14 protein-coding genes are annotated in these 11,562 nt (G+C 41.4%); 12 read left to right on the top strand and 2 right to left on the bottom strand.

The window, feature by feature from the left end; translation table 11 throughout:
* The 12 genes from flgA to ATCC51562_RS01370 all read left to right on the top strand — a co-directional run.
* Positions 1-941, top strand: a 941-nt coding sequence (gene flgA / locus ATCC51562_RS01315) for a flagellar basal body P-ring formation chaperone FlgA (protein WP_235044174.1), incomplete at its 5' end; no start/stop codon positions are given.
* Entirely contained in the window at positions 938-1,489 is a 552-nt protein-coding gene (locus ATCC51562_RS01320; RefSeq protein ID WP_021091024.1) for a UbiX family flavin prenyltransferase, read from the top strand. The genes flgA and ATCC51562_RS01320, both read left to right, overlap by 4 nt.
* A complete protein-coding gene (gene coaD, locus ATCC51562_RS01325) occupies positions 1,486-1,956 on the top strand; it encodes a pantetheine-phosphate adenylyltransferase (protein WP_021090681.1) in 471 nt (156 codons plus the stop codon). Before ATCC51562_RS01320 ends, coaD begins: the two co-directional genes overlap by 4 nt.
* A 1-nt stretch (position 1,957) precedes the next feature.
* Complete coding sequence (tmk, locus tag ATCC51562_RS01330) at positions 1,958-2,545, top strand: dTMP kinase (protein ID WP_021090870.1); 588 nt, start codon at positions 1,958-1,960, stop codon at positions 2,543-2,545.
* Between the two features lie 31 nt (positions 2,546-2,576).
* A complete protein-coding gene (gene hisS, locus ATCC51562_RS01335) occupies positions 2,577-3,803 on the top strand; it encodes a histidine--tRNA ligase (RefSeq protein ID WP_021090865.1) in 1,227 nt (408 codons plus the stop codon).
* On the top strand, positions 3,800-5,635 hold the full coding sequence (gene speA / locus ATCC51562_RS01340) for a biosynthetic arginine decarboxylase (RefSeq protein WP_021090660.1): 1,836 nt from the start codon (positions 3,800-3,802) through the stop codon (positions 5,633-5,635). Before hisS ends, speA begins: the two co-directional genes overlap by 4 nt.
* 11 nt (positions 5,636-5,646) lie before the next feature.
* Complete coding sequence (locus ATCC51562_RS01345; RefSeq protein ID WP_021090837.1) at positions 5,647-6,825, top strand: pyridoxal phosphate-dependent aminotransferase; 1,179 nt, start codon at positions 5,647-5,649, stop codon at positions 6,823-6,825.
* A complete protein-coding gene (gene thiS, locus ATCC51562_RS01350; RefSeq protein ID WP_021090586.1) occupies positions 6,825-7,028 on the top strand; it encodes a sulfur carrier protein ThiS in 204 nt (67 codons plus the stop codon). The genes ATCC51562_RS01345 and thiS overlap by 1 nt, the downstream gene beginning before the upstream one ends.
* 7 nt (positions 7,029-7,035) lie before the next feature.
* Positions 7,036-7,887: a sulfur carrier protein ThiS adenylyltransferase ThiF gene (gene thiF, locus ATCC51562_RS01355; RefSeq protein ID WP_021090694.1), complete on the top strand. Its 852-nt coding sequence runs from the start codon at positions 7,036-7,038 to the stop codon at positions 7,885-7,887.
* On the top strand, positions 7,888-8,652 hold the full coding sequence (locus tag ATCC51562_RS01360; RefSeq protein ID WP_002940904.1) for a thiazole synthase: 765 nt from the start codon (positions 7,888-7,890) through the stop codon (positions 8,650-8,652).
* Positions 8,652-9,806, top strand: coding sequence for a 2-iminoacetate synthase ThiH (thiH, locus tag ATCC51562_RS01365; RefSeq protein ID WP_021090455.1), 1,155 nt, complete (start codon positions 8,652-8,654; stop codon positions 9,804-9,806). Before ATCC51562_RS01360 ends, thiH begins: the two co-directional genes overlap by 1 nt.
* Complete coding sequence (locus tag ATCC51562_RS01370; RefSeq protein WP_235044175.1) at positions 9,793-10,407, top strand: thiamine phosphate synthase; 615 nt, start codon at positions 9,793-9,795, stop codon at positions 10,405-10,407. Before thiH ends, ATCC51562_RS01370 begins: the two co-directional genes overlap by 14 nt.
* Before the next feature lie 36 nt (positions 10,408-10,443).
* Here the strand turns inward: ATCC51562_RS01370 and ATCC51562_RS09500 are convergent, their stop codons facing one another.
* Both ATCC51562_RS09500 and mog read right to left on the bottom strand, forming a co-directional pair.
* Positions 10,444-10,941: a hypothetical protein gene (locus ATCC51562_RS09500; protein WP_200862420.1), complete on the bottom strand. Its 498-nt coding sequence runs from the start codon at positions 10,939-10,941 to the stop codon at positions 10,444-10,446.
* A 71-nt stretch (positions 10,942-11,012) separates the two neighbouring features.
* Positions 11,013-11,552, bottom strand: coding sequence for a molybdopterin adenylyltransferase (mog, locus tag ATCC51562_RS01385; protein ID WP_021090737.1), 540 nt, complete (start codon positions 11,550-11,552; stop codon positions 11,013-11,015).
* Positions 11,553-11,562: the final 10 nt, after the last annotated feature.

An 11,562-nucleotide genomic window follows, 5' to 3' on the forward strand; every position in this document is an offset into this window, starting at 1 on the left:
ATAGCTCAGGGGTAGAGCACAACCTTGCCAAGGTTGGGGTCGCGAGTTCGAATCTCGTTTCCCGCTCCATCTTTTTTATGCTCATTTTTTTATTTTCCACAAAACTTTTTGCAAATGAAGTCAACATCTATCCGATGTATTGCGTTCTAAATGATCAAATTTCACTTAGTACTTTTGGCTTTGAAGGCGAAGACAATGAAATTTTAAACCTAGAGGGCAAAAGAGCAGCCAAGATAGATAGCAAAAAACTCTATGAAATTCTAACAGCAAATTTTAAAACATATAAAGACAAAAGTGGTGGAAGCGTTGCTTTTGTAAAAAACTGCTCTATTATGGATGAGATTCAAATGCAATTTTTAAGATCAATTAGCGATGAATATCCTGGTATCAGCATAAGCGATCTTAGCATCAGTCCACAAAATAAACTTCCAGCAAATTTCAAAGAGCTCGTCCTAAAAAATATCTTTTTAGGTGATCAAAATAGTCAAAAAGGTACATTTAGAGCATCATTTGAGGATGTTGATCTGAGTCTAAAAAGTATCTATTTTAAATTTAGCTTTAACGCTAAGATGCCAGCCTTTATAGCAATAAATTCAATGAATACAAACCATATTTTAAGCCTGCTTGACTATCAGCCAACGATGATTGAGTTTGGCAAATGGCCAAAAGATGCACTTTCTAGCTCAAATAGCTTGGCTCTTATAACAAAAGTGCAGATAAAAAGCGGTGAAATTTTAACCAAGCGTCAGTTTAATGCTATAAGTTTAGTCAAAAAAGGTCAAATGCTAAATGCAGTTTTGAGCGAGGATGGCGTTAAGATAATAGCTGAAGTAAAGGCACTTGAGGATGGAAATTTAGGTGATATGATAAAGATAAGAACAAAAGATAATAAAATTTTACAGGCCACAGTTTCAGGTAAAGACGAGGCAGTGATAAGATGAAAAAGATAGTATTTGCAGCCACTGGAGCAAGCGGGGCTGGACTCTTTTTAAAGCTTGTCAAGGCTGCCAAAGATAGTTGCGAGGCGCACGTCATAGTTAGTAAAAATGCCTTGAAAGTCTTGGAGGCTGAAGAAAATTTGAAGCTAAATTTAAATGATCTTGGCGTAAAAATTTATGATGATCAAGACCTTAGCGCAGGCCCAGCTTCTGGCTCATTTGGTACGGATGCGATGATCATAGCGCCCTGCTCTACTAATACTTTGGCTAAAATCGCAAATGGCATAAGCGACACGCTCATTACAAGAACTGCAAGTGTCGCGCTAAAGGAAAGGCAAAGGCTAGTTTTGGGAGTTAGAGAGATGCCGTTTTCCACGATCACACTCTCTCAGATGCAGCTTCTATCATCTCTTGGAGCTATCATCGCTCCGCCAGTCTTAGGCTACTACGCAGGTATAAAGAGCCTTCATGATATGGAGAATTTCATCATCGGCAAGTGGCTTGATGCCTTAAAAATCGAAAATAATCTTTACAAAAGGTGGCAAATTTGAAAAAATCTTGCATCTATCCAGGTACCTTTGACCCGATCACAAACGGCCATTTAGACGTCATCATAAGGGCTACAAAAATTTTTGACAAAGTGATAGTCGCAGTTGCAAAAAGTGACAGCAAACAGCCGATGTTTGCACAAGAAAAGCGCATAGAGATGGCAAAAGAGGCAGTTTGTGAGCTAAAAAATGTAAGCGTTCTTGGCTTTGATAACTTGCTTGTTGATTTTGCTAAATCGCACGGCATAAACACCGTCATCAGGGGCCTTCGCGCAGTTAGCGACTTTGAGTATGAGCTACAAATAGGCTATGCAAACGCTGCACTTTGGGATGAATTTGAGACAGTTTATCTTATGCCAAGCTTAAATAACGCCTTTATCTCAAGCTCCATCGTTCGCTCAGTCTTGCGCCACGACGGCGATGTGAGCAACCTAGTGCCAGCAAAAATTCTAAAAAATTTAAAGGCGTAAAATGTATGTTTTGTTTGAGGGCATTGACGGCGTTGGCAAGAGCACGCAGATAGAAATTTTAGCTTCTAAATTTAGCGATGCCATCGTCACAAAAGAGCCAGGCGGTACGCAGCTTGGTGAAAATTTACGAGAAATTTTACTAAACTCAAGCATAAAAATAGGCAAAAGAGCTGAAATTTTACTCTTTTTGGCTGACAGAGCTGAGCATTTTGAAAAGCTGGTCACTCCAAATTTAAGTAAGCTAATACTTAGCGATAGAGGCTTTATCTCAGGTATCGCCTACGCTTTAGCAAATGATGAAAACTTAGATGAAAACGTGCTTTTAGAGCTTAATAAATTTGCACTAAATGATAAATTTGCAGATAAGATTATTTTTTTTGAAGCAAGTGCTGAGCTAATAAGCTCGCGCCTAAAGAATAGAGGCACAAGCGATAAGATCGAGGCTCGTGGGCTAGAGTATCTTTTAAAAGTGCAAAGTTTGATGAAGCAAATTCTCATTAAAAATGGCTTTGAAACGCTTTTTATAGACGCATCTAAAAGCATAGAGCTAATTTCAAAAGAGATAGAAAATTTTATAAATTTTAAGTAAAATCACAAAAAAAAATAAAAAGGATAATGCGATGATAACGGCACTTCGTGGCATGAAAGATATGCTTCCAGCTCGCGCTAAACTTTACGCACGGATAATCAAAACCTGCGAGGAAGTCGCAAAAAACTACGGATATGAGCAAATTTTGACCCCACACCTCGAGGAGACAGCACTTTTTAAAAGAAGTGTCGGCGAGAGCAGTGACATTGTTGGCAAAGAGATGTATCAGTTTGAAGACAAAGGCGGCAACGACGTTTGCTTGCGTCCTGAGGGCACAGCTGGCGTGGTTAGAGCGTTTATCGAGGCAAAACTTGACAGAGCAAATGTGACGAAACGCTGCTTTTATCATGGTTCGATGTTTCGCTATGAGCGCCCACAAAAAGGCCGTTTAAGGGAGTTTCACCAGTTTGGTTGCGAGTGCTTTGGCGAGGGCAGTGTTTACGAGGATGCGAGCATTATCTTGATGGTGAGCAAAATTTTTAACAGACTAAACATAAAAACAACCCTAAAAATAAACTCTCTTGGCGACGAGAGCTCGATGAAGTCTTACAAAGAAAAACTTGTTAAATTTTTAGATGAAAACAGTGAAAAAATTTGCGAGGACTGCAAAAGACGCAAACTTTTAAACCCTATCCGCGTGCTTGACTGCAAAGTCGAGAGCTGCCAAGAAATTTACAAAAACGCTCCTGTCATCACTGATAGCCTAAGCGATGAGGCGCAGGCTGATTTTGTAAAATTGCAAGAAATTTTAACGGCAAATGGCGTTAAATTCGAGATAGACACTAAGCTTGTTCGTGGGTTAGACTACTACTGCAAGACGGCGTTTGAGTTTATTAGCAATGAGATCGGCTCACAAAGTGCAGTAGCAGGCGGAGGCAGATACGATAGGCTCGTAGAGTACCTTGGCGGTAGAGCAAGTTATGGCGTTGGATTTGCGATGGGCGTTGAGAGGATAATGGAAATTTTAGGTGAAGCTGAGGATGAGCGAGCTGGAATTTATCTTTGTGCGCTTGATGCGACGAATTTAGACTTTATCTATGCGCTTGGCTCAAAACTTCGCAAAAAATATCAGGTTGAAATTTCTTATGAAGCCAAAAAACTTCAAAAACATCTACAAAATGCCGACAATAAAAATGTAAAAATTTTCCTTTGCGTGGGCGAAAATGAGATGAAAGAGAATAAAATCTGGTATAAAAATTTAGAGACCAAAGACGAAAAAACGATAAATTTAGATGAGCTTGAAAAGGAGCTGGGATGAATGATTTTGGACTTAGCATTTGGGGTAACTCAAATTTTGTTATAGAAGATGGCAAAGTCTGTATAAATGCAGCCAGTAAGCCAGCAATCATCGACATCGTAAAAGAGATAAGAGACGATGGATATAGAGGGCCGCTACTGCTTCGTTTTCCGCATCTTATCCAAAAGCAGATCGAGCAGATCCACGCAAGCTTTGCAAAAGCAAAGAAAGAATTTGCCTACAAAGGCAGCTTTAATGCCGTATTTCCACTTAAAGTGAATCAATATCCTGGCTTTGTAAAAAATTTAGTGCGTCTTGGCAAGCCCTACAACTACGGCCTTGAAGCTGGTAGTAAGGCTGAGCTACTTTTAACTATGGCTTACAATAACGAAAAAGCTCCAATAACCGTAAATGGCTTTAAAGATAAGGAGATGATAAATATAGGCTTTATCGCCGCTGAGATGGGACACAATATCACGCTAACGATTGAGGGCTTAAACGAGCTTGAAGCGATAATTGCCATCGCAAAAGAGCGCTTCAAACCAAAACCAAAGATCGGACTTAGAGTAAGACTGCACTCGACAGGATCGGGGCTCTGGGCAAAAAGTGGTGGCATACACTCTAAATTTGGCCTAACATCAACAGAGCTAATAGAAGCTGTAAAGATGCTAAAAAAGGCAAATTTACTTGAAAATTTCACGATGATACACTTTCACATCGGCTCTCAAATAAGCGAGATACATCCACTCAAAAAAGCTCTCATAGAGGCTGGCAATATCTACGCTGAGCTTAGAAAAATGGGTGCCTCAAATTTAAAAGCGATAAATTTAGGTGGTGGTCTTGCGATAGAATACTCGCAGTTTAAAGAAGAAAGCAGCAGAAACTACACACTAAACGAATATGCAAACGACGTTGTTTATATGCTCAAAACCATAAGTGAGCAAAAAAAGGAGATCGAGCCAGATATTTTTATAGAGTCAGGCCGCTACATCGCCGCTTCTCACGCGCTTTTGGTCGCCCCTGTGCTTGAGCTATTTTCTCAAGAATACACCGAAGAGAAGCTAAATTTAAAGAAAAATAATCCAAATTTAATAACCGAGCTAGTTGATCTTTACAAGTCAATCAAGCCTTCAAACGCCCTAGAATACCTACACGACGCCATCCATCACACAGAGAGCGTTTTAACACTTTTTGATCTAGGATATGTTGATCTTCAAGATAGATCAAACGCAGAGGTGCTTTTAAGGCTCATTAGCAAAAAAGCTGTCGTGATGCTTGGCAACAAGAGCAACTCAAGCGATCTAACTAAAATTCAAAAAGAGGTTCAAGAGAGATACCTGCTAAATTTCTCTATTTTTCAAAGCTTGCCTGACTTTTGGGGTCTAAAGCAAAATTTCCCTATCATGCCACTTGACAGGCTCGATGAGCGCCCTACTTTGCCAGCTTCGATCTGGGACATCACATGCGATAGCGACGGCGAGATTAGCTATGATGACGAGAAAAACCCACTACTTTTGCACGACGTGGACGTGGAAAAAGAAGATTATTTCTTGGGATTTTTCCTAGTTGGCGCATATCAAGAGGTGATCGGTATGAAACACAACCTCTTTACCCACCCGACAGAGGCCACGATAGAGCTAACAAGTGATGGCTACAAGATCACAAATTTACTAGAGAGCCAGTCGATCCTTGATATCATGGAGGACATGGACTATGATATCTACGAGATCCAAGACACTCTAAACGAGCGCTTAGTAAAATCAACTCTGATAAACGAAACACAAAAGAAGCAAATTTTGGGCGAACTTTATCTATTTTTAAATGATAATAGCTATTTAAAGACAATCAATTAAAAAGGAAAACAATGCAACTAGCAAACAGAATGCAAACATTAAGCGAGTCTATCACAATAGCGATCAGCACAAAAGCCAAAGAGATGAAGGCTGCTGGTATCGACGTGATCTCGCTTTCAGCTGGTGAGCCTGACTTTATGACTCCAAAAAAGATAAGAGAAACTGTAAAAAACGCACTAGATAACGATAGCAAAAGCGGCAAATACACGCCAGTACCAGGCCTGCCTGAGGTCATAGAGGCCATTAGAGCAAAGCTAAAAAGAGATAACGGACTTGACTACAAAGCAAATCAAATCGTCACAAACATCGGCGCAAAACACTCACTTTTTAATGTATTTCAAGCGCTTATCAACCCAGGTGACGAGGTCATCATCCCATCTCCATACTGGGTGAGCTACCCTGAGATCGTTAAATTTTGTGGCGGCGTGCCTGTCTTTATCGAAGCAGACGAGAGCACAAATTTCAAAGTCACAGCCGAGCAGCTAAAAAAAGCGATCACACCAAAAACAAAGGTCTTTTCGCTAAATCACCCGACAAATCCAACTGGAGCCGTATATACAAAAGAGGAGATCGCGGCATTTGGCGAGGTTTTAAAGGGCACTGACATTATCATCACAAGCGATGAAATTTATGAAAAAGTGATCTACGGCAAAGAATTTCACGCCGTAGCCTCTGTAAGCGAGGATCTTTTCAAAAGAACGGTCACGATAAACGGACTAAGCAAGTGCGGCGCGATGCCTGGCTGGAGATTTGGCTATATCGCAAGCTCGATGGACTGGCTAATTGCTGGCATCAAAAAGCTTCAAAGTCAAAGCACAAGCAACATCAGCTCGATCGTGCAAATAGGCGCTATCCCGTCGCTTCTTGGCGAAACTGACGAAGATATCGAAAACATGAGAAAAGAGTATGAAAAAAGACGCGACGTGGCAGTTGAAATGATAAATGCTATCCCTGGGCTAAGTGTCGTAAAACCTGATGGTGCGTTTTATCTATTTGTAAAATGCAAAGAGGTAGACGGCGACTCACTTAGATTTTGCAAAAAAATGCTTGAAGAGGCAAATGTAGCAACCGTGCCAGGTGTGGGCTTTGGTATGGAGGGATATTTTAGAATTTCTTTTGCGACAGACATCGAGAGCATAAAAAAAGCGATCGAGAGGATCGCAAATTTTGTAAAAAGTTACAAAATTTAATGATCAAATTTAGAGTAAATGGCAAAATTTTCGAGCTTGAAAATGATATAAATGTTTATGAATTTTTAGCTCAAAATGGCTATGAGATTAAATTTATAGCCCTTGAGCGAGACGGAGAAATTTTGCCAAAAAAGCTTTGGCGTGAAAGCTTTATGAGCGAGGGCAAAACTTATGAGATCGTCACTTTAGTTGGCGGTGGATGAGGAGAAAATGATAGAGATTGTATTAAATGGCGCAAAATTTAAGGTGCCAGTAAAGAGCCTTGGCGAGCTAAAAGAGCTTGCGCTTGGCGATAAAGAGAGTGAAATTTATAAATTTTTAGAGAAATTTAACGCGACAAAGCCAGACATTTTTATCGTTGATGGCTTTGCTATAAAAGAAGATAGCGAGCTAAAAGATGGCTCAAACGTCGTATTTATAAGGCGTGGCGTGATGCCTGAGCGTGAAGTTTTACGCGCGATGATCGCTTCACGAAACAGCCCTGAGCTAAATTTAGCCCTAAGCAAGGCAGTGATCGGCGTGGCTGGACTTGGTGGCCTTGGCTCAAATATCGCGCTAAGCCTAGCTAGAGTTGGCGTAAAAAAGCTAGTGCTTGCCGACTTTGACGTCGTTGAGCCAAGCAATCTAAACCGCCAGCAGTATTTCGTCCGCCACATCGGCATGAAAAAGACGCAGGCACTTAAAGAGCTGATAAATGATGTAAATCCCTTTGTCGAGGTCGAAACGCACGATATATTTTTAGATGAAAAAAACGTAGCTAGCGTCTTTGGCGAGTGCGAAATTTTATGCGAGGCCTTTGACAATGTCGCTGGAAAGGCGATGATACTAAATGAAGCAGGTGCTAGTCTAAAAGATAAAAAGATCATCGGCGCTTCTGGTATGGCAGGATACTTTAGCTCAAATCTCATAAAAACCATAAAATTTGCCAAAAATGTCTATCTTTGCGGCGATCTCACAAACGAAGCTAAGATCGGTCAAGGACTAATGGCACCACGCGTCGCAGTCTGCGCAAACCACGAGGCAAATTTGGCCATTAGGCTACTTATGGGCTTGGAGGCGTAAGTGCAAAGTGATAGTTTGATCCTTGGCGGCAAGGAGTTTCAAAGCCGCTTCATCCTTGGCTCTGGCAAGTACTCGCACGAGCTCATCGACTCAGCCATAAACGAGGCTGGAGCGCAAATTTTAACCCTTGCTCTTAGGCGCATAAACGAGAGCAAAGAGCGAAATATACTTGACTTTATCCCAAAAGGCGTGACGCTTTTGCCAAACACAAGTGGCGCTAGAAATGCCAAAGAGGCTGTTCGTATCGCCCAGCTCGCACGTGAGCTTGGGTGCGGCGAGCTTGTTAAGATAGAGATCATCACTGACTCTAAATTTCTCTTTCCAGACAATATTGAAACCATAAAAGCGTGCGAAGCCTTGGCAAATGACGGCTTTGTGCCAATGCCATATATGTTTCCAGATCTAAATGCCGCAAGAGCGATGCTAAGCGCAGGAGCTAGCTGCATCATGCCTCTAGCTGCACCAATTGGCTCAAACCAAGGGTTAGTTTTTAAAGATATTATTGAGATTTTGATAAACGAGCTTGACACGCAGATCATCGTAGATGCTGGCATCGGTAGGCCCTCACAAGCGTGTGAGGCCATGGAGATGGGAGCGGCTGCGATCATGGCAAATACAGCTATCGCCTCATCTAAAAATATCCCGCTCATGGCAAGAGCCTTCAAAGAGGCGATCATCGCTGGTCGCAACGCCTATCTAGCAGGCCTTGGCGCAAAGAGTAAAAGTGCAAACGCCTCATCTCCGCTCACTGGATTTTTAGACTGATGAAATTTACAAGAACCAACCACATGCAGCTACTACCTCATATGCAGGATGTTGGCAGCGATATTATGGATGAAATTTTAAAAGAGCGCGCGAATTACAAGCCTGAAATTTACACCGAAGCTGACGTCAAGGCAGCTCTTAATGCAAAGCACTGCTCACTTGAAAATTTAAAAGCCCTACTCTCGCCTGCTGCAGCACCATTTTTAGAGCCAATCGCCCAGCTAGCTCAAGCAAAAACAAGGGCAAATTTTGGCTCAAACATCACGCTTTTCACCCCGCTTTACATAGCAAACTACTGCGATAACCTCTGCGTTTATTGCGGTTTTAACGCCAAAAATAATATAAAAAGGGCAAAGCTAAGCGACGAGGAGATCACAAGGGAGCTAAGAGAAATTTCAAAGAGCGGTTTAGAAGAAATTTTGATCCTAACTGGCGAGAGCGAGACCAACTCAAGTGTCACTTACATCGCAAATGCCTGCGCTTTGGCAAAGAAATTTTTTAAAGTCGTTGGGGTTGAAATTTACCCACTAAACTCAGATGGCTACGCCCTACTTCACAAAAGTGGCGCAGACTACGTGACCGTCTTTCAAGAGACCTACAATCCCACAAAATATGAGAAAATCCACCTTGGTGGCAATAAAAGAATTTTTCCATACCGCTTAAATGCGCAAGAGCGAGCGCTTCTTGGAGGCATGAGAGGGGTTGGCTTTGCCGCACTTCTTGGCATAGATGACTTTAGACTTGACGCCTTTGCGACCGCACTTCACGCGAGCTTAGTTCAAAAAAAGTATCCGCACGCTGAGATCGCATTTTCGTGCCCAAGACTTCGCCCTATCATCAACAACGACCGTATCAATCCCCGTGACGTGGGAGAGCGCGAGCTTTTACAAGTGATCTGTGCTTATAGAATTTTCATGCCAACAGCCAGCATAACGATCTCAACCAGAGAAAAAGCTAAATTTCGCGATAACGCCGTAAAGATAGCTGCAAATAAGATAAGCGCTGGCGTAAAAGTAAGCATCGGCGCTCACGGCGAAGAGAAAAAGGGCGACGAGCAGTTTGAGATAAGCGACGACAGAAGCGTGGATGAGATCAAGGCTATGATAAAAGCAAACGGCCTAGAGCCATTAATGAGCGAGTATGTCTATGTTTAAAATTCTCTGCGTGGCTGACTTTGAAAGCTATGATGGCGATGACTTTTTAAAGAGAATTCAGCTACTTTGCAAGGCTGGCGTGGATGAAATTTTGCTTCGTGCAAAGGGGCTTAGTGAAGCTAATTTTTACGACCTTGCTAGGGTTGTGGCTCAAATTTGTGAAAACTACCGCAAGAAATTTATCATTAATCAATTTTTTGACGTAGCTTGCAAGCTAAAAAGCGACTTTTGGCTCACTTCGGCACAGCTTGATTTTTTTAAGAATCACGGCGTTTTTTTAGAAGAATTTAGAAAAACAGCTAAAATTTACGCCCCAGCTCACGATCTAGAGCAGGCTAAAATTTCAGCCTCTATCGCTGATGTGCTGGTTGCTTCTCATATATTTGCCACCTCTTGCAAGGCTGGTTTAGAGCCAAAGGGGTTAAATTTTATAAGCGAGCTAAAAAGCTTTGATAAAGAAATTTACGCTCTTGGCGGACTAGATAGCGGGAACTACAAAGAGGCAATAAAAGCAGGCACTAGCGGAATCTGCTTCATGAGTTTAGCAATGAACGGTGATATGGAGCTTATAAAAAAGATAGTAGAGAGCAAAAACGGCTAAATTTAGTATAAATTACATAAAATAATACGTAAAATTTTACTCATTTTTGCTAGCGATATATGTTTTTATATCAAATATAAGTAGCGTCACAAGCGATGGCAGCATATAGGAGTTTAGCACTAAAAGCAGCGACTTTGTCAAATTTGACTTTATTAAAGTCTCTATGTCAAAGCTGCTGTTGTAGTTAAAAAAATATAGCAAGGCAAACTCGCTAACAAGAACTATGCGAGTGATCTTTAGCAAGATGTCATTTCCCAGTCTTGCAAATTTATCATCGACCACAAGCGACAAAGTGATCCAGCCAAGCAGCCAAATTGAGCAGGCTAAAGCATAAACAGTAATGCTTTCATCAAATTTTTCAAGTAGTAAAAATACCAAAGGTTGCAAAAATACAAGGCTAGCGATAAACCAAAGAAGTGAGCTAAAGGCTAGCAGGCAAACACAGCCAAAGATAGAAATGGCAGAGATAAAGCCAAAAACCCTAACCCAAGATAGTAGGCCAGCGCATAGGATAAAAAAGAAAAAACAAGCCAAATTTTAATAACAAGTCGCCACCTATTTGCAAAGGCAGTGGCTTTTAAATTTAGGCTATCTGTCAAACTCATTTACGAGATTTTCTTTTGTTTTGGGCGGAAAACTTTCATCACGTTTTCATCGGTTTCTATAAATGCACCACCTATTAGATCGATACAATATGGCACCGCTGGAAAAATTGGCTCCAAGCACTCTTTTATTGCCTTTGGCTGGCCTGGTAAATTTATGATTAGCGCATGACCTCTGATACCTGCTGTTTGGCGTGAAAGGATCGCTGTTGGGACGTATTTTAAGCTAGTCGCTCTCATTAGCTCGCCAAAGCCTGGCATCATCTTCTCACAAACTGCCTCTGTTGCCTCTGGAGTAACATCTCTAAGAGCTGGTCCAGTACCACCAGTCGTTAGCACAAGATCGCAATCAAGCACATCTACCATATGCACGAGCCTCTCTTTTATTAGCTCAAACTCATCTGGTATAACTTCGCAAAAATACTCTTTTTCGCTCACTATCCAGCTATCAAGCACTTCACGTATGGCTGGGCCGGACTTATCTTCGTAAATGCCACCACTTGCACGATCTGATAATGTTAAAATTCCTATCTTTGTTTTCATCTTTTACCTT

Source organism: Campylobacter concisus ATCC 51562 (genome assembly GCF_000466745.1).
GTDB lineage: Bacteria > Campylobacterota > Campylobacteria > Campylobacterales > Campylobacteraceae > Campylobacter_A > Campylobacter_A concisus_B.